20 protein-coding genes are annotated in these 22,830 nt (G+C 65.8%); 11 read left to right on the top strand and 9 right to left on the bottom strand.

Annotation, left to right across the window (positions count from 1 at the left end; translation table 11 throughout):
- Nucleotides 1-61 precede the first annotated feature (61 nt).
- The 7 genes from WKW82_RS07995 (at nucleotide 62) to xylB (ending at nucleotide 8,165) form a co-directional block, all read left to right on the top strand.
- Nucleotides 62-919 (top strand): carbohydrate ABC transporter permease, encoded by an 858-nt coding sequence (locus tag WKW82_RS07995; protein ID WP_340341058.1) that lies wholly within the window; start codon nucleotides 62-64, stop codon nucleotides 917-919.
- Nucleotides 920-934: 15 nt separating this feature from the next.
- Nucleotides 935-1,756 (top strand): carbohydrate ABC transporter permease, encoded by an 822-nt coding sequence (locus WKW82_RS07990; protein ID WP_340341731.1) that lies wholly within the window; start codon nucleotides 935-937, stop codon nucleotides 1,754-1,756.
- Between the two features lie 21 nt (nucleotides 1,757-1,777).
- Entirely contained in the window at nucleotides 1,778-2,809 is a 1,032-nt protein-coding gene (locus WKW82_RS07985; protein ID WP_340341730.1) for an ABC transporter ATP-binding protein, read from the top strand.
- Nucleotides 2,809-4,257 carry a D-arabinitol 4-dehydrogenase gene (gene dalD / locus WKW82_RS07980; RefSeq protein WP_340341729.1) on the top strand — a complete coding sequence of 483 codons (1,449 nt, stop codon included), beginning with the start codon at nucleotides 2,809-2,811 and terminating at the stop codon, nucleotides 4,255-4,257. The genes WKW82_RS07985 and dalD overlap by 1 nt, the downstream gene beginning before the upstream one ends.
- A 225-nt stretch (nucleotides 4,258-4,482) precedes the next feature.
- The gene (locus tag WKW82_RS07975) at nucleotides 4,483-5,433 is read left to right on the top strand and encodes a carbohydrate kinase family protein (protein ID WP_340341728.1); all 951 of its coding nucleotides are present in this window, start codon (nucleotides 4,483-4,485) and stop codon (nucleotides 5,431-5,433) included.
- A gap of 156 nt (nucleotides 5,434-5,589) precedes the next feature.
- Nucleotides 5,590-6,528 carry an AraC family transcriptional regulator gene (locus WKW82_RS07970; protein ID WP_340341727.1) on the top strand — a complete coding sequence of 313 codons (939 nt, stop codon included), beginning with the start codon at nucleotides 5,590-5,592 and terminating at the stop codon, nucleotides 6,526-6,528.
- Nucleotides 6,529-6,713: 185 nt separating this feature from the next.
- Nucleotides 6,714-8,165, top strand: a complete 1,452-nt coding sequence (gene xylB / locus WKW82_RS07965; protein ID WP_340341726.1) for a xylulokinase — start codon at nucleotides 6,714-6,716, stop codon at nucleotides 8,163-8,165.
- Nucleotides 8,166-8,212: 47 nt separating this feature from the next.
- Here the strand turns inward: xylB and msrA are convergent, their stop codons facing one another.
- From msrA to WKW82_RS07945, 4 genes are all read right to left on the bottom strand, one after another.
- Nucleotides 8,213-8,896, bottom strand: coding sequence for a peptide-methionine (S)-S-oxide reductase MsrA (gene msrA, locus WKW82_RS07960; protein ID WP_422823446.1), 684 nt, complete (start codon nucleotides 8,894-8,896; stop codon nucleotides 8,213-8,215).
- A gap of 248 nt (nucleotides 8,897-9,144) precedes the next feature.
- Complete coding sequence (gene groL, locus WKW82_RS07955; RefSeq protein WP_340341725.1) at nucleotides 9,145-10,797, bottom strand: chaperonin GroEL; 1,653 nt, start codon at nucleotides 10,795-10,797, stop codon at nucleotides 9,145-9,147.
- Between the two features lie 45 nt (nucleotides 10,798-10,842).
- Nucleotides 10,843-11,133 carry a co-chaperone GroES gene (gene groES, locus WKW82_RS07950; RefSeq protein ID WP_340341724.1) on the bottom strand — a complete coding sequence of 97 codons (291 nt, stop codon included), beginning with the start codon at nucleotides 11,131-11,133 and terminating at the stop codon, nucleotides 10,843-10,845.
- A 224-nt stretch (nucleotides 11,134-11,357) separates the two neighbouring features.
- Nucleotides 11,358-12,509 carry a DUF5624 domain-containing protein gene (locus WKW82_RS07945; RefSeq protein ID WP_340341723.1) on the bottom strand — a complete coding sequence of 384 codons (1,152 nt, stop codon included), beginning with the start codon at nucleotides 12,507-12,509 and terminating at the stop codon, nucleotides 11,358-11,360.
- A 139-nt stretch (nucleotides 12,510-12,648) separates the two neighbouring features.
- Between WKW82_RS07945 and WKW82_RS07940 the strand changes: the two genes are divergently transcribed.
- Complete coding sequence (locus tag WKW82_RS07940) at nucleotides 12,649-13,638, top strand: ABC transporter substrate-binding protein (RefSeq protein WP_340341722.1); 990 nt, start codon at nucleotides 12,649-12,651, stop codon at nucleotides 13,636-13,638.
- Here the strand turns inward: WKW82_RS07940 and WKW82_RS07935 are convergent.
- The 3 genes from WKW82_RS07935 to WKW82_RS07925 all read right to left on the bottom strand — a co-directional run bounded on the left by WKW82_RS07935 (nucleotide 13,635) and on the right by WKW82_RS07925 (nucleotide 16,951).
- Nucleotides 13,635-14,033 carry a tautomerase gene (locus tag WKW82_RS07935; RefSeq protein ID WP_340341982.1) on the bottom strand — a complete coding sequence of 133 codons (399 nt, stop codon included), beginning with the start codon at nucleotides 14,031-14,033 and terminating at the stop codon, nucleotides 13,635-13,637. The two genes, WKW82_RS07940 and WKW82_RS07935, sit on opposite strands and share 4 nt — an antisense overlap.
- Before the next feature lie 53 nt (nucleotides 14,034-14,086).
- Nucleotides 14,087-15,322, bottom strand: a complete 1,236-nt coding sequence (locus WKW82_RS07930) for a trans-sulfuration enzyme family protein (RefSeq protein WP_340341721.1) — start codon at nucleotides 15,320-15,322, stop codon at nucleotides 14,087-14,089.
- An 81-nt stretch (nucleotides 15,323-15,403) separates the two neighbouring features.
- The gene (locus tag WKW82_RS07925) at nucleotides 15,404-16,951 is read right to left on the bottom strand and encodes a M20/M25/M40 family metallo-hydrolase (protein WP_340341720.1); all 1,548 of its coding nucleotides are present in this window, start codon (nucleotides 16,949-16,951) and stop codon (nucleotides 15,404-15,406) included.
- A 411-nt stretch (nucleotides 16,952-17,362) separates the two neighbouring features.
- Between WKW82_RS07925 and WKW82_RS07920 the strand changes: the two genes are divergently transcribed.
- Nucleotides 17,363-17,740 carry a hypothetical protein gene (locus WKW82_RS07920; protein WP_340341719.1) on the top strand — a complete coding sequence of 126 codons (378 nt, stop codon included), beginning with the start codon at nucleotides 17,363-17,365 and terminating at the stop codon, nucleotides 17,738-17,740.
- A 42-nt stretch (nucleotides 17,741-17,782) separates the two neighbouring features.
- Here WKW82_RS07920 and WKW82_RS07915 read toward each other — a convergent pair whose 3' ends face one another.
- Nucleotides 17,783-18,055, bottom strand: a complete 273-nt coding sequence (locus tag WKW82_RS07915; RefSeq protein WP_340341718.1) for a hypothetical protein — start codon at nucleotides 18,053-18,055, stop codon at nucleotides 17,783-17,785.
- A 199-nt stretch (nucleotides 18,056-18,254) separates the two neighbouring features.
- Here WKW82_RS07915 and WKW82_RS07910 point away from each other — a divergent pair, with 199 nt between their 5' ends.
- A complete protein-coding gene (locus WKW82_RS07910; RefSeq protein WP_340341717.1) occupies nucleotides 18,255-20,375 on the top strand; it encodes a TonB-dependent receptor domain-containing protein in 2,121 nt (706 codons plus the stop codon).
- A gap of 140 nt (nucleotides 20,376-20,515) precedes the next feature.
- Here WKW82_RS07910 and metK read toward each other — a convergent pair whose 3' ends face one another.
- Entirely contained in the window at nucleotides 20,516-21,742 is a 1,227-nt protein-coding gene (gene metK / locus WKW82_RS07905; protein WP_340341716.1) for a methionine adenosyltransferase, read from the bottom strand.
- A gap of 181 nt (nucleotides 21,743-21,923) precedes the next feature.
- On the opposite strand from metK, the gene WKW82_RS07900 reads away from it, so the two are divergent.
- Nucleotides 21,924-22,799 (top strand): lysophospholipid acyltransferase family protein, encoded by an 876-nt coding sequence (locus tag WKW82_RS07900; RefSeq protein WP_340341715.1) that lies wholly within the window; start codon nucleotides 21,924-21,926, stop codon nucleotides 22,797-22,799.
- Nucleotides 22,800-22,830 lie beyond the last annotated feature (31 nt).

The raw sequence follows: 22,830 nt of genomic DNA, 5'->3' as shown, positions 1-22,830 counted from the left end.
CTCACCCCAACCCTCTCCCGCGAGCGTGAGAGGGAGTCACAACAGCCAGAGGGACCCAACAATGACAAGACTCCTGCCCCGGGCGCTGATGGCGCCGGCCGTGATCACGCTGCTGGCGTGGTCGATCGTGCCACTCGTGATGACGCTGTACTTCTCCTTCGTGACGTACAACCTCATGCAACCCGGCGACCGGCCCTTCGCCGGCCTCGAGAACTTCCACTACTTCATCACCGACCCCGACTTCTGGCCGGCCGTGGCCAACACCATGACGCTGATCGGCAGCGTCATCCTGATCACGGTGATCTTCGGCGTGCTGCTGGCCTTGCTGGTCAACGAGCCCTTTCCGGGACGCGGCATCGTGCGGGTGCTGCTGATCTCGCCCTTCTTCGTCATGCCGACGGTGAACGCGCTGCTGTGGAAGCACATGATGATGAACCCGATCTACGGCGTGCTGGCCGACCTGTGGCGCTTCTTCGGTGCCGAGCCGGTCGACTGGCTGACCGACCTGCCGTTGTTCTCCGTGATCATCATGGTTGCCTGGCAATGGTTGCCGTTTGCATGCCTGATCTTCATCACCTCGCTGCAGTCGCTGGACCGTGAGCAGATGGAAGCGGCGCGCATGGACGGTGCCAATTCCTTCCAGCGCTTCTTCTACCTCACGGTGCCCCACCTGGGCCGGCCGATGGCAGTCGTGATCATGATCGAGATGATCTTCTTGCTCAGCGTGTTCGCGGAGATCGCCATCACCACCAATGGCGGGCCGGGCAACGAGAGCACCAACCTCACCTACATGATCTTCAAGCAGTCGCTGATGAACTTCGACGTGGGCGTGGCTTCGGCGGGTGCGCTGTTCGCGGTGATCCTGGCGAACATCGTGGCGGCCTTCCTCGTGCGCATCATCGGCAAGAACCTGGACTGAGGGAGTACAAACATCATGCAACCCAATCCCCTGTTCACCGTCCTGCGCACCCTTGGCGCATGGGGCGCGGCACTGTTGCTGTTCTTCCCGCTGGGCTGGCTGTTCCTCACCGCGTTCAAGACCGAACTGCAGGCCATCCACGTGCCGCCGCTCTTCATCTTCGAGCCGACCATGGAGAACTTCAGCGAAGTGCAGCGCCGCAGCGACTACCTGCTCTATGCGAAGAACTCGATCATCACCAGCGTGGGCTCGACCATCCTGGGTCTCTTGATCGCGGCGCCCGCCGCCTACTCGATGGCCTTCTTCCGCACCAAGCGGACGCGCGACATCCTCATGTGGATGCTGTCGACCAAGATGATGCCGGCCGTCGGCGCGCTGGTGCCGATCTACGTGCTGGCGCAGACCGCTGGCATGCTGGATTCGATCCCGGCGCTGATCATCGTGTTCACGCTGTCGAACCTGCCGATCATGGTCTGGATGCTCTACACGAGCTACAAGGACATCCCCAACGAGATCCTCGAAGCGGCGCGCATGGACGGCGCCAGCATCTGGACCGAGTTCCGCCACGTGGTGATGCCGCTGTCGGTGGGTGGCCTCGCATCCTGCGGCCTGCTGTGCCTGGTGCTGAGTTGGAACGAGGCCTTCTGGGCATTGAACCTGGTGTCGGCCAAGGCGGGCACGCTGGCCACGCTGATCTCGCAGTACTCCAGCCCTGAAGGATTGTTCTGGGCCAAGTTGTCGGCTGCGTCATTGATGGCCATTGCGCCCATCGTGGTGTTCGGCTGGTTCTCGCAAAAGCAACTCGTCCAAGGCCTCACCTTCGGCGCCGTCAAGTAAAGAAACCAAGGAGAGACACACATGGCCTACCTCGAACTCCGCAACATCAAGAAGAGCTTCGGCGACGCGCACATCATCAAGGGCGTCAACCTCGAGATCAACAAGGGCGAGTTCATCGTCTTCGTCGGGCCTTCGGGCTGCGGCAAGTCGACGCTGCTACGCCTCATCGCCGGGCTGGAGCCCACCACCAGCGGGCAACTGATGCTCGACGGCCGCGACATCACCAACCTCGCGTCCGGCAAGCGCGACCTGGCGATGGTGTTCCAGAGCTACGCGCTGTACCCGCACATGAGCGTGGCCGACAACATGTCCTTCGCGCTCAAGCTGGCCAACGTGCCCAAGGACGAGATCAAGAAGAAGGTCGACTACGCCGCGAAGCAGCTGAACCTCACGCAGTACCTGGACCGCACGCCCAAGGAACTGTCCGGCGGCCAGCGCCAACGCGTGGCCATCGGACGGGCCATCGTGCGTGCGCCCAAGGTGTTCCTGTTCGACGAGCCCTTGTCCAACCTCGATGCGGCCCTGCGCGGCAACACGCGGGTCGAGATCCACAAGCTGCACGTCTCGCTCGGCGCCACGAGCATCTACGTGACGCACGACCAGGTCGAGGCCATGACGCTGGCCGACCGCGTGGTGGTGCTGAAGGACGGGCTGATCGAACAGGTCGGCACGCCGATGGAGCTGTACGACCATCCGGTCAACAAGTTCGTCGCGCAGTTCATCGGCATGCCGTCGATGAACATGGTGCCGGCGGCGGCCATACCGAGCTTCTCGGCGGCGACGGGCGGCAGGCTGCCGAGCGATGGCTTTCTCGGCGTGCGGCCCGAAGGCCTGCAGGTGCATCCGGGCGTCGGCGCGGGCGTGCCGGGCAAGGTCGACCTGATCGAGGCGCTGGGTTCCGACACGCTGATCCATGTGGACGTGGGCGGCGTCCCGCTGATCGCGCGGCAGAACGAACGCACGCCACTGCGCATCGGCGATGACGTCGGCGTCGAACTCGATCCGAGGGTGTTGCACCTGTTCAATCACGAAGGCCAGGCGGTCGCTGCGTGATGGCCCTCGCACCCGTTCCGGACTGCACGTCCGTCATCCTCCACCTGGGCCTCGGCTCCTTCCACCGTGCGCACCAGGCCGTCTATGTGCAGGCGCTGCGCGATACCGGCGACAAGGCCTATGCGATTTCCGCCGCCAACCTGCGGCCGGACATGCCCGAGGTACTCGCCGCGCTGCGCGCGCAAGGCGGCGCCTACACCCTGGAAACAGTGTCGCCCGCCGGCGAATACCGCTACCAGCGCATCGAGTCGATCCGCGAGGTGTTGCCCTATGAGGCCGACCTTGCGAGCGTGATCGCGCGTGGCGCCGATCCGGCCACGCGCATCATCTCCTTCACCGTGACGGAAGCCGGCTACTACCTCGATGCCAAGGACAAGCTGGACCTGTCCTTCGCCGACTTGGCCGCCGACATCGAGCGCGCACGCAATGGCGAGCCGGGCAGCACGATCTACGGCGCGGTCTGCGCAATCCTGCGCGCGCGCAAGACCGGCGGCGGCGGCGCGGTCACGCTGCTCAATTGCGACAACCTTCGCCACAACGGCGACCGCTTCCGCAAGGGGCTGCTCGATTTCATCGAGCGCAGCGGCGACGTCTCGCTGCAGGCCTGGGTGCAGATCAACACGACCTGCCCCAACGCGATGGTCGACCGCATCACGCCGCGTCCGCCGCCGGAATTGCGCGAGCGCGTGCTGAAGGCCACCGGCCACGCCGACGCCGCGCCGATCACCGGCGAGAGCTTCATCCAGTGGGTCATCGAGGACAACTTCATCGGCGGGCGGCGGCCGGCGTGGGAGCGTGTCGGCGTGGAGATGGTGGAGTCGGTCCAGCCTTATGAAGAGGCCAAGATCCGCCTGCTCAACGCCACCCACAGCTGCATCGCCTGGGCCGGCACCTTGATCGGCCTGCAGTTCATCCACGAGGGCACGCACACGCCGGCCGTACGCAAGATGGCCTTCGACTACGTCACCGACGACGTCATCCCTTGCCTGAGCCGGCCCGGCACGCCGAGCCCGGTCGACCTGCCTGCGTACCGCGACGTGGTGCTGGACCGCTTCGGCAATCCGTCCATCCGCGACACGAACCAGCGCGTGGCGATGGACGGCTTCTCCAAGATCCCCGGCTTCATCGCGCCCACGGTGCGCGAGCGCCTTTCACGCAACGAGAGCATCGACAGCGTGGCCATGTTGCCGGCGCTGTTCCTCGCCTTCCTGCAGCGCTGGCACCGCGGCGAAATCCCGTACACCTACCAGGACCAGGTCATGGACCCGGCGGTCGGCCATGCGATCTGCGAGGCCGAGGACCCGGTGGCGGCTTTCTGCGCCGACACGTCGTTGTGGGGACCGCTGGCCGGTGATACTCGGCTGGTTGACGCCGTGCGTAGCGCCGGCGTTCGTGTCCAGGCTTTTGTGGCGTCCACAGCGCCCTCGCAACCTGGAAAAAGCAGTTGACCGCGCTGAACCCTTGGAGAAGCAGCATGGATCTTGACGCTTTTGACCTCCATCACGTTCCCTGTGGGAGTGAGAGCGCTATGCACCCGATTGCGCCGCGCTCGACGCGCCATGCGGCGTTGCTCGGCCTTGCGGGCATCAGCCCGCCGCGTTCTCGCGCCTTGCCTGGCACGCCGATCGCGGCACACTCGGGCGCATCCAACTGCTTTCTCCAGGTTGACTGATATGCGAATCGCACTGGCGGGCGAGGCCCTGATCGACTTCACTTGCAGCTCGGGCCTGAGCTTCGAGGGCCACGAGGGCGGGGCGCTGACCAACAGCGCCATCGCCGCCGCGCGGTTGGGTCAGGCAACTGGCTTCATCACGCAGCTGTCGACCGACATGTTCGGCGAGCGCCTGCTGCAGCACCTGCAGGGCAACGGCGTCGACACGCAGTTCGTGCTGCGCAGCGCGGCGCCGTCCACGCTGGCCTTCGTCGCGCGCACGCCCACCACCAACCACTACGCCTTCTATACCAAGGGCACCGCCGATACGCTGTGGGCGCCGGAGGAGTTGCCCGCGTTGCCCGACAGTTGCCGCTTCCTGCATTTCGGCGGCATCTCCATCCTCACCGACCCGGCTGCCACGCGCATCACCGAGATGGTCGAGGCGCAGCGCGGCAAGCGCATCGTGCTGTTCGACCCGAACGTGCGCCCCAGCCTGATCCCCGACATGGACGCGTACCGCGCCAAGCAGCCGCGCTGGCTGGCCGCGAGCGACGTGCTCAAGTTCAGCGATGAAGACGCGGCCTACCTGGCGCCGGGCAAGAGCCTGGCCGAAGCGGCTGCGATGTTCCTGGCGCCGCATGCATCCGGCGGGCAGGGGCCGCGCGCCGTGGTCGTCACGCGAGGTGGTGACAGTGCTGGCGTGTACCGCGCAGGCCAGGCAGTGCTGGAGGTGAAGCCGCCGAAGATCACCGTGGCCGACACCATCGGCGCAGGCGACACCTTCGCCGCCGGCATCTCGGTGGCGCTGCTGGAGCAGGGCGTCGAACATGCAGCGCAACTCGACGCACTGTCCGACGACGCATGGCGCGAGGTACTGCGCTTCGCCGCCACCGCCGCGGCGCTCAACTGCACCCGCGAGGGCTGCGACCCGCCAACCCGCGCGGAGCTGCAAGCCGCGCTGCTGAAATGAAGACCACCCCCGAATGCGCCTTCGGCGCTCCCCCTCAAGGGGGCGCACCCGGTGGCCCGGCGAAGCCGGTTCCACGGGTGCCCACGAATGGGCACTGCCACGCTCGCCTTTGGCCTTGTGAGGCGCATGCGGCGTGCCACGTCATGGAGCATTGACATGCCAACCACACGCTCACGCCAAACCCCGCGCCAACGCCAACCCGAACTGGAGCATGACTTCGCCCGCCATCCCGCGCTCGGCTATGAAAAGCCCGAGGAGGTGGGCTGGGTCCGCTGCCTTGCCCACGGCTACCCGAGCCAGCTGGCGCGCTGGCACTGCCATGACGAATACGAGCTGCACCTGATCACCGCCACCTCTGGCAAGGCCTTCGTCGGCGACTGGATCGGCCCGTTCCAGCCCGGCCACCTGGTGCTGTGCGGGCCGCGCCTGCCGCACAACTGGATCTCGCTCGACGCGCCTGCCGATGGCGTCAGCGCGCGTGACCTGGTGGTCCAGTTCCGGCATGAGCCCTTTGCGCAGGCAGCTGCGGAGATCCCGGAAATCGCCGAAGTCATGCAACTGCTGGAACGCGCGCGCCGCGGCGTCGAGTTCTTTGGCCTGTCGGAGCGTGCCGAGCGTCATTTCCACGCCGTCAAGGCTGCGCGCGGGTTGCGCCGCCTGGGTGCTTTCTGCGACTACCTGGCCGACCTCGCCGAATGCACCGACTACCGACTCTTGTCCAGCGTGCAGATCAAGGGTGCCGAGGGCGATGCCGAGGGCGACCAGATCAACGCCATCGTCAACCGCATCACCGACAACGTGGCGGAGCCCATCGCCATGGCCGAGGTGGCCGCCGAACTCGGCATGAGCGAAAGCCGCTTCAGCCGCTTCTTCCGCAAGTCCACCGGCAACAGCTTCACCGATTTCGTCAACCAGGTCCGCATCAACAACGCCTGCCACTTGCTGATGCAGACCGACCACTACGTGACCGACATCTGCTACCAGGTCGGCTTCAACAACGTCGCCAACTTCAACCGCCGCTTCCTCGAAATCAAGGGCATGACCCCCAGCGAATTCCGCCGCCAAGCGGACAGCCGCTTTGGCGGGGCGCACTGAGGCTCGATTTCGGACATCCCGAAAGCGGACATACGTACGCAGAGGACGCGAAGGTTTCGCGAAGGACGCGAAGAAGACAGAAAGATCTGGATGCCTTCTTCGGTTTCCTTTTGCGTCCTTCGCGGAATCTTCGCGTCCTTCGCGGCCGGTACCCGCACTCATCTCGCTCAATACCCTGACCCACCATGTACCTCGGACTTGACCTCGGCACCTCCGAACTGAAGGCGCTGCTGCTCGCCGACGACCATCGCATCGTCGGTGTCGCACGCTCGGCGCTGACCGTCAGCCGGCCGCAACCGCTGTGGTCGGAGCAAGCGCCTGCGCAATGGTGGGAGGCGCTCGAAGAAGTGATGCGGCAACTGCACGAGGCGCATGCCGAAGCGCTGGCGGCAGTGCGCGCAATCGGGCTCTCGGGGCAGATGCACGGCGCGGTACTGCTCGACGACAAGGACGAAGTGCTGCGCCCCGCCATCCTCTGGAACGACGGACGCAGCGCCATGCAATGCGAGCAACTCACTGCAGCTGTTCCGCGACTCGGTGAAATCGCCGGCAACCTCGCGATGCCCGGTTTCACCGCGCCCAAACTGCTGTGGGTGCGCGAGCACGAACCGGACCTGTTCGCCCGCACACGCCGCGTCCTGCTGCCCAAGGACTGGCTGCGCCTGATGCTCAGCGGCGAGGCCGTGAGCGACATGTCCGACGCCTCCGGCACGCTGTGGCTCGATGTCGGCAAGCGCGACTGGTCCGACGAACTGCTGGCCGCCACTGGCCTCGCGCGCGCCCACATGCCGCGCCTGGTCGAAGGCAGCGAAGCCTCTGCGACGCTGAAGCCGGAACTCGCCGCGCGCTGGGGCATGGCGCGCAACGTGCGCATCGCCGGTGGCGCCGGCGACAACGCGGCGAGTGCGGTCGGCATGGGTCTGGTCGCGCCGGGCGAAGGCTTCGTTTCACTGGGCACGTCAGGCGTGATCTTCGTGTCGGGCGCGGCCTTCTCGCCCAATCCGTCGCAGGCCGTGCACGCCTTCTGCCACGCACTCCCGGGTCGCTGGCACCAGATGTCCGTGATGCTTTCGGCGGCCAGTGCCGTGAGCTGGGCGTCGTGCACCTTCGGCTTCGGCGACGAGGCGAGCCTGTTGGCGGCTGCGGCCACGCTGGCGCCGGACGCGTGCCAACGCGCGCCGATCTTCTTGCCCTACCTGTCCGGCGAACGCTCGCCGCACAACAACGCGCAGGCCCAAGGTGTCCTGTTCGGCCTCACGCAGGCCCATACGCCCGCCGACATCGCGTACGCAGTCGTCGAGGGCGTGAGCTTCGGCTTGCGCGACGGCCTCGACACACTGGAGCGCCTGACCGGAGACCTGTCGCTGGTCGGCGGCGGTGCGCGCAGTGCGTGGTGGGCTCAACTGCTGGCCGACATCCTCGAAGTGCCGCTGGCGCTGGGCGAGGGGGGCGAGGCGGGCGGCGCGCTCGGCGCCGCGCGGCTGGGCTGGCTGGCGGACGGCGGCGACGTCGCGACGGTTTGCCTGCGGCCGGCGCTCAAGCAGCGCTTCGTGCCCAATGCTTCGCTCGCCGCAGCGCATGCCGAACGACGCGTACGCTTTCGCGCCCTTTACAAGGTGCTCGAACCCCACTTCTGATCGGTCGGGCCGCGCATCCTACGAGTCGATGCGGCTTCGGCCCGGCTTCAGGCCCCGTTCTTCACCAACACCGGCTTCACCGAATAACGATCAGGGAAAAGCTTCCGAAGGTTGTCGATTTTCGGCAGGTCGTTGTAGACGATGTACTCGTTGGTCGGATGCAGCGTCAGGTAGTCCTGGTGATACGCCTCGGCCGGGTAGAAGCGCTTCTGCAATTCGATGGTGGTCACCATCGGCTTGCTGCCGAAGGTCTTCGCCTGCGTCAGTTGCGCGATGTAGGCCTGCGCGATGCGCGCCTGCTCGACGTTCTGCGCAAAGATGGTCGAGCGGTATTGGGTGCCGGTGTCCGGGCCTTGCCGGTTCAATTGCGTCGGGTCGTGGGCGACGGAAAAGTAGATCTGCAGCAGCCGCGCAAAGCTGACCTGGCGCGGGTCGTAGCTGATGCGCACCGATTCGGCGTGGCCGGTACGGCCGGAGCCGATCGTTTCATAGTTCGCCGTGCTTTCGTCGCCGCCCGCATAGCCCGAGACGGCATTGGTCACGCCCTTGACGTGCTGGAACACCCCCTGCACGCCCCAGAAGCAACCGCCCGCGAGCACGGCCGTGGCGGTTGTGTCGCCGGTCGCCGGGTCGGTCGACGGCGCGGGCACGACGACGGCCGCTTCCGCGGCGTGGCCCGGTGAGTGGAGCCAGAGCGCGCCAGCCGCCATCAAGGCAGTCGCGGCGAGCATCGATCGGCGTGTGGCGAATGAAGAGCTTTGGGTTTTCATGATGACGGTGGCGCTGGAGAAGACGACCCCGCCAGTGTCCTTGAACGCGCGGCCATTGCCCATGGCAGGGTCATCCAACGGCCGAACGAGCCGCCGCCGAAGCGACCCGCACAGGCAAAAAAAAGAGGCCGCCGAAGCGACCTCTTTCCATTTTTTGCGAGACACCCGCGAACCGGCCAGGCCGGACCTCAGGTGCCAGCAGCGGGCAATTACATGCCCATGCCGCCCATGCCGCCCATGCCACCCATGTCGGGCATGCCGCCGCCAGCGCCGGCTTCGTCCTTCGGTGCGTCGGCGACCATGGCTTCGGTCGTCAACAGCAGCGAGGAGACCGAAGCTGCGTTTTGCAGCGCGGTGCGGGTGACCTTCGTCGGGTCCAGGATGCCCAGTTCGAGCATGTCGCCGTACGTGTCGTTCGCAGCGTTGAAGCCGAAGTTGCCCTTGCCGGCCAACACGGCGTTCACCACCACCGAGGCTTCGCCGCCGGCGTTGTTCACGATTTCGCGCAGGGGCGCTTCGATGGCCTTGAGCACCAGCTTGATGCCGGCTTCCTGGTCGGCGTTGTCGCCCTTGACCGAGTCGCCCACAGCTTGCTTGGCACGCAGCAGCGCCACGCCGCCGCCAGCAACGACGCCTTCTTCCACTGCAGCGCGGGTGGCGTGCAGGGCGTCTTCGACGCGAGCCTTCTTTTCCTTCATTTCGACTTCGGTGGCAGCGCCAACCTTGATCACGGCAACACCGCCGGCCAGCTTGGCCACGCGCTCTTGCAGCTTTTCACGGTCGTAGTCGCTGGTCGCTTCTTCGATCTGGACGCGCACTTGCTTGACGCGGGCTTCGATGTCACCCGCAGCGCCAGCGCCGTCGATGATGATCGTGTTTTCCTTGCCCACTTCGATGCGCGCGGCTTGGCCGAGGTCGGCCAGCGTGACCTTCTCGAGCGTCAGGCCGACTTCTTCAGCGATGACCTTGCCGCCCGTCAGGATGGCGATGTCTTCCAGCATGGCCTTGCGGCGGTCGCCGAAGCCAGGCGCCTTGACAGCCACGACCTTCAGGATGCCGCGGATCGTGTTCACGACCAGGGTAGCCAGGGCTTCGCCCTCGACTTCTTCGGCAATGATCAGCAGCGGACGGCCAGCCTTGGCGACTTGTTCCAGCGTCGGGAGCAGGTCACGGATGTTGCTGATCTTCTTGTCGAAGAGCAGGACAAACGGGTTTTCCAGGATCGCCGATTGCTTTTCCGGGTTGTTGATGAAGTAGGGCGACAGGTAGCCGCGGTCGAATTGCATGCCTTCGACGACGTCGAGTTCGCTGTCCAGCGACTTGCCGTCTTCCACGGTGATCACGCCTTCCTTGCCGACCTTGTCCATCGCGTCAGCGATGAGTTGGCCGATGGTTTCGTCGCTGTTGGCCGAGATGGAGCCGACTTGCGCGATTTCCTTGGAGGTGGTGGTGGCCTTCGAAGCCTTCTTCAGCTCGGCGACCAGGGCCGTGACAGCCTTGTCGATGCCGCGCTTCAGGTCCATCGGGTTCATGCCCGCTGCGACCAGCTTGAAGCCTTCGCGAACGATGGCTTGTGCCAGGACCGTGGCGGTCGTGGTGCCGTCACCCGCGTTGTCGCTGGTCTTGGAGGCCACTTCCTTCACGAGCTGGGCACCCATGTTCTGCAGCTTGTCCTTGAGTTCGATTTCCTTGGCGACGGACACACCGTCCTTGGTCACCGTAGGGGCGCCGAACGAACGCTCGAGCACCACGTTGCGGCCCTTGGGGCCCAGGGTCACTTTGACTGCGTTGGCCAGGATGTTGACACCCTCGACCATGCGTGCGCGGGCTTCGCCGCCGAAGACTACGTCTTTTGCTGCCATGTTGATTCTCCGAATTCAGTTAAATGAGTGGATGAAGAGAAGTGCTTACTTCTCGACGACCGCAAACAGGTCGTCTTCCTTCATGACCAAGAGCTCGTCGCCATCGACCTTGACGGTCTGGCCGCTGTACTTGCCGAACAGGACACGGTCGCCCACCTTGACGCTCATCGCGCCCAGGTCGCCCTTGTCGTTCTTCTTGCCAGGACCGACGGCCAGCACTTCGCCTTGATCGGGCTTTTCTGCGGCGTTGTCGGGGATCACGATGCCCGAGGCGGTCTTGGTTTCGCTTTCAATGCGCTTGACGATCACGCGATCGTGCAAAGGACGAAGTTTCAATTGCATCTCCTGAAGATATGAGAAACGGGGTTGAATCCGGGCGCCAGCGAGGTTGCCGGCTGCCGATCGACCCAAGGCGGTGCTGTTAGCACTCGGCTTGAGCGAGTGCTAATGATAAGGGCATTTTTTGCGGTTTCAAGGGCCGTCAGGGGCTTTCACGCGCTTTGTGCCGGTGGGCAGGTCGAGCGGCTGCGGCCGTCGGCACGTGCACGAGCGCCGCTTTGCTACGTGGTGAAGGCCCCTGTGCGTGGATAGGACACGCCGGCCAATCCCGGGATCGGCACGTCCTCGGGCTTCGTCCCGGTAGCGAGCTGGCCAATCACGTAGGACGCCACGACGCTGGACAGCAGTTGCGTCGGATCCTCCATGACGAAGCGCAGCCGTGCGACGAAGCTCCACAAGTCCTCGGCGCTCGCGGGGCGCGGGGGGACGGCCACGGTGCGCGTCGCCGGCGTGGCGACGCAGTCGGCACACTCGGCCGGCGCTAAGCGCGGATAGCCCGGGAACATGCGGGCGGCGAGTTTGGTGCGCGCATAGGTCGTCGCCCACAGGCCGCGCAGCCTGGCCTCGCTTGCCGCCCAGTCGGCGGGTTGGGTCGAGGTCGGCGCCGTCGGGATGATGAACATGCGATCCTGCCGTACGGCCCCGCGCGAAGCGACGACGAGCGTGTCCACGAGGTGGTTCGTACACCGGGTCAACGCCGCGGTCGCCCCGCCGTTGCCAGCGGTCAGCACCACGAGCGCGCGGGTCCAGTCCATCTTGAGCCCGCGCAGGAACGAGAGTGAACTCTGCGTACCGTTCAGGGCCGTCAGGCAGAAGGTGGCGAGCATCACGTGGTCGAGGGGCACCGGGAAGCGCTCGCTCCGGACCTCCAGGACGTCGCTCACGAGCGCGTCGAACGTGCGCCTCGAGGGATCGCTCTCCAGGGCCGCGAGGTAGGCCAGCGCGAGATCGCACGCATAGGCAACCATGCGCTGGATGCCCTCGAGGTGCGGCGCCCACGAGGGCACGCCAATGTCCGCCCAGAAAGCGACGGTGTTGGCCTTTTGCGCGGCGGCGACCTGCGCGGAGAGCCGCTGCGCGTCCCCTTGCCAGGTGGCGTTGCCTGCCTCCGCCATGGCAACGATCGAGCCCAGTGCCGGGCCGAGGTGCGAAATCCCCGCCAATTCATTGAAGCCCTTGGTGCCGAATCGGGTGTCCAGCAGTTCCGGCGGCTGCCCGTCGCCGCGAAAGAGCGCGATCGCCGTGCCGGTGACAAGGACGAGCGGCGCGGAAGCGACCTCGGCCGCCACTTGCTGCGAGAGGTGCCCGCCGATGCTGTCGCCTTGGCCCACATAGGCCGTGAAGAGTTGCAGGAAAGGGGACGGTGCGTCCATTCGGCGAGGATCTCATTGATCCGGTGCTGTCGCGGTAACGAGGTGAAATCCGGGAAGCCAATCTGCCGTCTGGTGCCCCGCTCCCTCTCCGTGGCATGATCGCCGAGCGCTCCCCCTACCCGGTAGAAAGGCAGTGCTCATGATCGACAGACGCGGATGGGCCATGGCGGCATGTGTGGTGATCGCTCTGGGGATGCCGCGGGTCGGCGCAGCGCAATCCGACGAGCAGATCCGGCGCGTCGGCTTCCTGTCGGGAGGCCCCCGACCCCCCGATGGCGCCGTTCCGGCACCGTTGCGAAATGCACTGGACACGGCCATCGGCGCCGATGGAAAGCGAATCACCTATGAAGGCCGCTGGTCCCAGGGCCGTCCCGAGAAATTGCCGGGGCTGGCCGCGGAGTTGATCGCGCTCAAGGTCGACGCCATCGTGACGGTGGGCGGTCCTCCGGCGGCGGTGGCCAAGCAGGCCACGAAGACGGTCCCGGTGGTCGTCATCAACGCGGGCGATGTGGTCGAAACGGGTTTGGTGTCCAGCCTAGCGCGTCCGGGCGGCAACATCACCGGCATCGACGACCCGGCGGCGGTCCTGAGTGCCAAGCGGCTGGAGTTCGTGAAGGAACTCGTTCCACGCGCCCAGCATGTGGCCGTGCTCTGGAACGCCAGCGACAGCGCCATGACACTGCGCTTCCACTCGATCGAGAAAGCCGCGCCGGTGCTCGGCGTGTCGATCGACCCGTTGCCCGTGCGCGAGCCGGACGACTTCAATGTCGCGCTGGCCGCGATGAACCAGGCGCGGCCGGACGCCGTGATGATGATCACCGACGCCCTCACGATCCTGAATCGCCAGCGGGTGATCGACTACGCGGCCATGCAGCGCCTCCCGGCGGTCTACGAATATGCCGCCGAAGTCCGCGCGGGTGGCCTGCTCTCGTACGGCGCGGACGCTGCCGAGATCATGGCGCTGGCGGCGGACTACGTGTACCGCATCATCAAGGGCGCCAAGCCCGCCGACCTGCCCGTGGCGCAACCCAAGCGCTACCACCTGACGATCAACATGGCGACGGCCAGGAGCCTCGGCCTTTCGATTCCGGCGTCGCTGCTGCTGCGCGCGGACGAAGTGATTCCTTAAGTTTCCTCGCCAGGCGTCCAGTCCGGGCTGTAGCCGCCGAGCGTGGGGTGGTACATCTCGTCGCCCGTGTGCTGCGTAAATTCGACGTTGAGCCGATCCTCGCGCAGCCCCAACACTTCGATGCAGTGGCCGCACAGCGCTTTGGCAAGCGCCATTCTCAATTCGGGCGGCCGTCCCTTGCGAATGTCCAGCATCATCAGCGAGACGGGAACGGGCGGGCCTTCCGGGTCAGGAATCCGCCAGAGGCCGCCTTCGCCGAGTTCGCGAATCGCGACGCTGATGCGACGGATGTCCACAGACATCATCTCGGCGTAGGTGCGGCACATTTGATCCGCGAGGCGTTGCTTGAGGGCGCTGGGGTAGTGGTCGTTGACGTCCAATTGAAGATACGGCACGGCAGGCTCCAGTTTCTTGATCAGGGGTGTGGTGACGCGCAAGCTCGCACGACTCAGCCGACCACCGGCCCCAGTGTGTCGTCGAGCGCCGCCTTGATGTCCGCGATGAGATCCGCCGAATCCTCCAGGCCGATCGACAGGCGCATGTGGCCGTAGGTCCGGAATGCGTCCGGGTAGGCGCTCGAGCCGCGACGTGCATCCTTTCCGACGTGCACGATCAAGGAAACATCGTGGCCCAGCGACACGGCCGAGGTGATCAGGCGCAGGCTTGCCACGAAGCGGTTCTGCACATCCGGCCCGCCTTCGACGGCAAAGGCCATGACCCCTCCATATCCCGAGCCGCCGAACTGCCGTGACGCCAGGTCATGCTGCGGGTGCGATGCCAGTCCCGGGAACGCCACGTACGCGACGCGCGGGTCCTGATCCAGAAACTCAGCCACGGCCTGCGCCGAGGACAGATGCCTCGACAAGCGCAGCGGCAGCGTGACCGAGCCACGCATGATGAGCCACGCGTTGAAGGGGGAGATGGAGCCGCCGACGTCGACGAGCGCATCGTTCTTCAATTGGCGGATCAACGCCGCGCGAGCGATGACGGCACCACCCATCGCATCGCCATGCCCGTTGATGTACTTGGTCAGCGCATGCACGACGAAGTCCGCGCCATGCGCGAGGCCGCGGAACATCGGAGGTGGCGTGAACGTCGCGTCGATCGACAGCATGGCGCCCCCGGCACGCGCGATGGTGGCGAGCGCTGAAACGTCCGCCACCTTGGTGGTCGGATTGGCGATCGTCTCCGCATGCACGAGCCGGGTGTTCGGCCGCATGGCGGCCTGGACCGCGGTCAGGTCGCTGATGTCCACGAAGGTCGCCTCGATGCCGTACTTCTGCGGAAGCAGCTCGCGAAAGAGCCGGGCAACGGCCTCGTACGTGACATCGCTGACGACCACATGGTCGCCGCTCTTCAGGAAGGTGAAGAAGATCGCATGCAGTGCGGCGACGCCGGTGCTGAAGACGGCCGCTTCGTCGCCACGCTCCAGGGCAGCCAGCTTGCGCTCGAGGCACATCTGGTTGTGCCCGGAGTTGCGCGTGTAGAACAGCGTCTGGGAGTCCGACCAATCGAGCGCGGAGGGATCGTCAGGCAACTGGTAGGCGTTGGACATGACGATCGGGGTCAGGATCGCGCCTGTCGTCGCATCCGGGCTGTTCCCGGCATGCACGGCCTGGCTGTCGAACGAGAGGCTTGCGGGATGCTTCTTGTCGGGGCGTCGCGGGCGATTGCTGCTGTCCATGTGTTTCCTCCTGAATTGTTGGGGCGACGGTACGACCGCCGCATGAGGGGGACGTATGTCGAGAAACGTCCCGCCCCCGACCTATCGCGCCGTGAACGGATGCGTGATCAGGCTGTAGATCGTTCGCGTGCCATCGATGTAGTTGCCCATGCGCATGTTCTCGTTGCTGGCGTGCTGGTTGTTGTCGGCATTGACCAGCGGCACGATCGCGAAGGGCACCTTCAGCGCCTCCACGATCTCGGCCGTCGGCACGGTGCCGCCCATCATGCGGATGCGCACCGGCTCGGGCTTGGCGCCGAAGGCATCGACCATCGCGGTGTAGGCCCATTGGCCCACGGCGGAGTCCATCGGCGTGCCGGCCGCGTCACCGCCTTCGGTCTGCATGTCGAAGCTGGCCAGCTTGTCGTAGCGTGCGCGGTCCTCGTCGGTGGGCTTGCCCTTGACGATGTGGTAGCCCTGCTTCTGGATGTGCGCCTCGACCAGCTTGCCGAGGTAGGCCGCGGTGGAGTCGGGCGTGGTGCGCACGTCGATCTCGGCGACCGCCGTGTCGGGCACGATGTTGGCCGCCTTGTCGCCCACCGCCGCCGACTGCATGCCGCGCACGTTGAGCGAGGGGTACTGCATCGCCTCCTGGTAGTTGGCGCCGACGGCATCGGTCTTGGCGATGCCGAGGCGCTTTTTCAGTGCGCCTTCGTCGTCGGGCACGGCGGCCATGATCTTGCGCTCCGCATCGCCGAGCTTCACGTGGTCGTAGTAGCCCTGCACGGTGACGCGGCCTTGCTCGTCCTTCATCGAGGCCAGCAAGGTGGCCAGGCGCTGCGCCGGGTTGGGCGAGTAGTTGCCGTAGTGGCCACTGTGCAGCGACACCTTTGCGCCGTACACGGTGAGCCGTGCCATGGCGGCACCGCGGTTGCCGAAGATCAGCGTGGGCCGGTTGGTGGCATGCATCGGGCCGTCGTGGATGACGATGGCGTCGTTGCGCAGCAGGTCGCGGTGCGCGAGCATCACCTTGCCGATCGAGGGCGAGCCTTTTTCCTCTTCGCTGTCGAGCACCACCTTGACGTTGACGCCGGGCTTGTCGCCGCTGGCCTTCAGCGCGTCAATGGCGGCCAGGAACATCATGATCGGCGCCTTGTCATCCGCCGACGAGCGGCCGAACACGCGCCATTCCGGGTCCACCGGGCCGCTGAAAAGCGGCGCCGAATCAATCTCTTCCCAATCGCCCTTGGCGTTCTTGCGCTTGAGCACGGGCACCCACGGGCTCTTCTGCTGCCATTGCTCGGCGATCACCGGTTGGCCGTCAAGGTGCATGTAGAAGAGCACGGTCTTGCGGCCCGGGTCGGCGCCGGGCCATTCGGCGAAGAGCATCGGCTTGCCGTCGTTGGGCAACTGTTGCGTCGTGAAGCCGCGCTTGCGGAAGGCGGCTTCGAGCCACTCGACGTTCTTGCGAATGTCGGCCGGCACGATGGCGTCGTTGGGCAGTGCGAGCAACTCGAAATACTCGCGGAAGCTGGCCTGGGCGTACTGCGTCGCCTGTGCGGGCGAGAGTTCGGCGGCCTGCACGTGCGTCGCGCCCAGGGTGGCGACGAGCGTGGCGATGAGGGAGAGGTGGCGCAGGGTGTTGTTCATGCGCTCGAAGATAACGTCCGATGGCTTGCGCGTGAAGGCGTTGCGCGTTTCCGGGGCCTGCGCTTCATCGATGCCTTCCAGGTCCGTGGCGACGACATCGCTCAGGTAGAGCTGTCGCGAGCCTGTGCGGTAACGCCGATGCGGGGCAAGACAGAGCCGTCTTTGGCCCCATCCATTGCCCCGCTATGCAGCGTTCGAGGCGCCGAGTCAGCATCGCGGGATCATGTGCAGCTTCTTCCGTGGGAATGCCTTCCCTTTCGCTGAGGCTGACGCGTCGCCGCGCCTTTTCGAGAAACAAGTCACCCACGCGTTGCGCGTCTGCGGGCAATACCTCACACGGCTGATCCCGGCACCGCGCAAGACGGGCTTACCATCTGACGAGCGCACGGAGGCGCATGCAACGGAGGCAATTTGAGTACGCGTAACGCAATCGGGTCGATCCTGTCCATCGCCGCACTGGGCATGGCAGGCGCATGCCCGTCCATGGCTTTGGCGACGGGATCGTCGGTCAGTGGAGAACAACAGGAAGCGGACTACCGCGTCATCGCCGCGCGCTGCGGCACGCCCGCTTTCGAGCGCCGCTTCTACCACCAGTCCAGGGCCGCGGTGAGCGCAGGCCTGGTTTCCACCAACCGGGACACGGTTGCCGTCGAAAAGACGATCACGTCGCTGCGGCGCAGTCCCTTTGTGCTGGTTGCGGCCTCGTCAGATTGCAAGGCGCAATTGGCGCAGCTCGATGCGCTGCAGAAGCAGCGCAGCAGCTTGGTGCGAATCTCCAAGAGCAAATAAAAACGGGGCGACTGCCCCGTCTTGTACTTCAAGCGCCGTCCTTCAGGCCCGGGGTGCTGGACGCCTGGCGTGTGTGAAGCCGGCTGAAAGCTGCCGCAGCATCTGCAACTGTCGCGCTTCTTCGGCATCCCGCAAACTCTTGGCCGCACGCGCGGCCGCATAAGTCACGAACACCACGTTCACCGCCGCCGCCCAAGCGTCGGCGGCTTGCGCCTTCGCCGGATTTCCACAATCTGGCAGATCCTCGCCGGGCGCAGGCGGAACAGGAATTCCCGCGTTGCGAAGAATGTTGGCTTTCTGGGCGACCGTCAGCATGTCTGTATCTCGATGGCTTTGCGATAGCGTAATCCTCGCCTCCCGCGCAAGCCATTGGCTGTAAGTCCTATGTGCCTGTAGGTCAGTGCCAACTGTTCCCGATTACCTGGAGATTTTTGGTCTGTTGCACTCTTTCGCGCAGGCCGCCGCGGGTTCGCGAGAAGGTGCGAACTGCCCACATCGCCGGACAATCCAGCCAATGAAACATCTGCACACCTTTGCCCTTCCCCTGGTATTCGTTGCGCCCTGGGTGACGCAGGTTCACGCGCAGGAAGCCGCGCCGGCAGCCCTCAAGGAAATCACCGTCACGACCCCCACTGGCCAAGTCAGGCCCTTCGACGCTGCCGGATCGGTCGACCGCGTCGAGGGCGAGGACATGCGCAATGCGCGCCTGCAGGTCAACCTGTCGGAAAGCCTCGGCTCGGTGCCGGGCCTCCAGGTGCAGAACCGCCAGAACTATGCGCAGGACCTGCAGATCTCGATCCGAGGCTTCGGCGCGCGTTCGACCTTCGGCGTGCGCGGCGTTCGCTTGTATGTCGATGGCATTCCGGCCACGCTCCCGGACGGCCAAGGTCAGACGTCGAACATCGACATCGGCTCGGCCGACCGTGTCGAGGTGCTCCGCGGGCCGTTCTCGGCGCTCTACGGCAATTCCTCGGGCGGCGTGCTCCAGGTGTTCACCGAGCGTGGCCAGGGCGCACCCCGGATCGACTACTCGCTCGCTGGCGGCAGCTTCGGCACCTTGCGCCAAAGCGTCAAGGCATCCGGCTCCAGCGGCGCCGTCGACTATTTGCTCAGCGGCAGCTACTTCCACACCGATGGCTACCGCGACCACAGCGAGGCGCGCCGCAGCATCGAGAACGCCAAGCTCGGCATCCAACTCGACAGCGACAGCCGCCTCACCGTGATCCTCAACAGCGTGCAGATGCATGCGCAGGACCCGCTGGGACTCACCGCTGCCCAGGCCGCCGCCAATCCTCGCGGTGCCGCGCTTGCGGACCAGTACGACACGCGCAAGTCCGTGAACCAGACGCAGGGCGGTCTGCTTTACGAACGGCGCGTCAACGCCAACAACGACCTGCGGCTGATGGTCTACGGGGGGCAGCGCGAGACCACGCAGTTCCAGGCCATCCCGCCCAGCGCGCAAGTCAATCCCCAGCAGTCCGGCGGCGTGATCGACTTGTCGCGCAACTACAGCGGCCTCGACGCCCGCTGGACGGCGCGTACACAGCTCGCCGCGATGCCGCTGGAGATCGTGACCGGGCTGGCGTACGACACCCTGCGAGAAAAGCGCCGCGGCTACGAGAACTACCTCGGCAGCGTCACCGCACCGATCCTGGGCGTGCAGGGGCGCTTGAGGCGCAATGAGACCAACGAGGTCTACAACGTCGACCCGTATGTGCAGGGCACCTTGCACCTGTCCGAGCGCTGGACGCTGGAAGCCGGCGTCCGCCACAGCAGCGTGCGTTTCAACTCGTCCGACCACTACATTGCCCGCGGCAATGGCGACGACAGCGGGGCCGCGGACTACAGCAAGACCTTGCCGGTGATGGCGTTGCGCTACGCAGCGACCAAGGACCTGAACCTCTACATCACTGCGGGCCGGGGCTTCGAGACGCCGACGCTGAACGAACTGTCCTATCGTCCGGACGGGCGCGGAGGACTCAACTTCGCGCTGCAGCCGGCGGTCAACAAGAGCGTCGAGATCGGCGCCAAGGCGCGGCTCGGCGGCGGACTCCTGACGGCGGCCCTGTTCGAGACGCGCACCTCCGACGAAATCGTGACGGCCACCAACGTCGGTGGTCGCGCCACCTACCAGAATGCCGGTGACACCAAGCGCGACGGCTTCGAGCTGAGCTGGTTCCACGAGACCCAAAGCCACTGGCGCACGCAGGTCGCCTACACCTGGCTCAACGCGCGGTACAGCGACGGCTTCTGCGCGTCGTCGCCTTGCACTGTGCCGAACATCGTGCGCTCGGGCAATCGCATTCCGGGAATTGCACAGCAGTCACTCTATGCGTCGTTCGGCTATGTGCCGGAACAGGGCTGGCGCGGCGGCATCGAGATGCGCGCATTGGGGGACATCCAGGCCAACGATGCAAACACCGCGAAGGCGCCTGGCTACGCGATCGCTTCGCTGTACGCGGGCTACGTGAAGCGCCTGGCGAACTGGGAACTCAATGCCTTTGCGCGCATCGACAACCTGTTCGACCGTCGCTACATCGGTTCGGTCATCGTCAACGAAGGCAATGCGCGGTACTACGAGCCCGCGCCGGGCCGAACCTGGCTGGTGGGGGCGGGGGCAAGCTACCGCTTCTGACCCAGCGGCGCGACGCTCCCGGCAGTGGAGCGCGCCGCGCCGAAGCTTCGTGGAGCCGAGCTTCAGCGTTGCGTTGCATTTCCCGGCGGGCCTTTCCAGCCCGCGGTACGCCGCAAGGTTCTGCGGCCTTCGTGCCTTGACTACGCCGAAGCGTCGGCAAGTTGCTTCGCAACTGCCGCCGAACCTTTCAGTCCAGCCGCAGCCCGCAGCGTGGCCGCGGCCTTGGTCGACTCCCAGGTGAACTCAGGCTCTTCGCGGCCGAAGTGCCCATAGGCGGCGGTCTTCTGGTAGATCGGGCGCAGCAGGTCGAGCATCTGGATGATGCCCTTCGGGCGCAGGTCGAAATGCTCGCGCACGAGCGCCGCGATCGCATCGTCGGGGATCACGCCGGTGCCTTCGGTGTAGACCGTGATGTTCATCGGCTGGGCCACGCCGATCGCGTAGGCGACCTGGATCTGGCACTGGCGCGCCAGGCCGGCAGCGACGATGTTCTTGGCCACGTAGCGCGCTGCATAGGCGGCCGAGCGGTCCACCTTCGACGGGTCCTTGCCCGAGAACGCTCCGCCGCCGTGCGGGCAGGCGCCGCCGTAGGTGTCGACGATGATCTTGCGACCGGTCAGGCCGCAGTCGCCTTGCGGGCCGCCGATGACGAAGCGGCCGGTCGGGTTGATCAGGTAGCGCGTGTCCTTCAGCCATTCCTTCGGCAGCACGGGCTTGATGATCTCCTCGATGATGGCTTCGTTGAACGAGGCCTTCATCTTCGTCGGCGTTTCGCTCTGGTCGGGGCTGTGCTGCGTGGAGAGCACCACGGTGTCGATGCTGTGCGGCTTGCCGTCGACGTAGCGCATCGTGACCTGGCTCTTGGCGTCCGGGCGCAGGAAGGGCAGTCGGCCGTCCTTGCGCAGTTGCGCCTGGCGCTCCACGAGGCGGTGCGCGTAGTAGATCGGCGCGGGCATCAGCTCGGGCGTCTCGTCGCAGGCATAGCCGAACATCAGGCCCTGGTCGCCAGCGCCGGTGTTGAGGTGGTCGTCCGACGCGTGGTCCACGCCCTGCGCGATGTCGTTGGACTGCTTGTCGTAGCAGACCATCACGGCGCAACCCTTGTAGTCGATGCCGTAGTCGGTGTTGTCGTAGCCGATGCGCTTTATGGTGTCGCGCGCGACCTGGATGTAGTCGACGTGGGCGTTGGTGGTGATCTCGCCGGCGAGTACCACGAGACCGGTATTGGTCAGCGTCTCGGCAGCCACGCGGCTGCGCGGGTCCTGCGCGAAGATCGCGTCGAGGATCGCGTCCGAGATCTGATCTGCGACCTTGTCGGGATGGCCTTCGGAGACGGATTCGGAAGTGAAGAGAAAGTCGTTCGCCATATTTGAGTAACTCCAGTTGGTTCAATTGGCGCGTTGCCAACCCGGGGGAGTTCTGGCGAACGCTTTAGCAGTGGTGTTTAACGTCGCCCTGCAAGTAGTTCTTTAACTCAGCGACAATTTGGATTCTATTCGAGCCGCGTTATGACCTGCGCGCGCGTCAGGTACTACTCCCTTCGTTGTAATGACTTTCCTGTTCCGATTGCTTGCCCGTGTGCCGCTGCCGTTGATGCATGCGCTCGGCATTGCGCTCGGTTGGCTGGTGTGGTGGTGCGCGCCCGCCTATCGGCGCCGCTTCAAGGCCAATGCGCAGAATGCCGGCTTCACGCCCGCGCAGTACCGCCCGGCCATCGGCGCGGCGGGCGCCATGGCGGCCGAACTGCCTTGGCTCTGGTGCCGGCCCCAGGGCGAAAGCGTGCTGCCCAAGGTGGTCCGCTGGGACGGCATCGAGGCCTTCGAAGCCGCGCTCGACGAGCGCAAGGGCGTCATCCTGCTGACGCCGCACATCGGCAGCTGGGAACTCTTCGGCCAGGCCGTCGGCGAGCGCTTCATGGCCTCGCACGGACCGATCACTGCGCTGTACCGGCCGCCGCGCAAGGAAATCATGGCCGGGCTGATGGACGGCTCGCGCGACCGACCCGGACTGCAGACCCTGCCGACCACGGTGGCCGGCGTGCGCGGCCTCATGCGCGCGCTGCGGGCCGGCGGCTACACCGGCATCCTGCCCGACCAGGTGCCGCCGGAAGGCCAGGGCGCTTGGGCGCCATTCTTCGGGAAGCCTGCCTACACGATCACCTTGCCGGGGCGACTGGCCCAGCAGACAGGCGCCCATGTGTTCCTGGGCGTCTGCGAGCGCCTGCCGCGCGGAAGGGGCTATGCGATTCGGTTCGAGGCCTTCGATGGCACGGCGTTCAGCGATCGCAAGGCCAAGCCGGAGGCCGCGGCCGCGGCGCTCAACGTGGGCATCGAGGGGCTGATCCGCAGCCTGCCCGGGCAGTACGTGTGGGACTACGCGCGCTACAAGCAGCCGCGCGCCGAGCCGCATGAGGGGAGCGCATGAGACATTGGACGAAGGGGCCGGGAGCCGCGAC

The organism is Variovorax rhizosphaerae, from assembly GCF_037889975.1.
In the GTDB taxonomy this organism is placed as follows: Bacteria; Pseudomonadota; Gammaproteobacteria; order Burkholderiales; family Burkholderiaceae_C; genus Variovorax; species Variovorax rhizosphaerae.
Note: the sequence above shows the minus strand (reverse complement) of the source record. Positions and strands in the feature narration are given on the sequence as shown.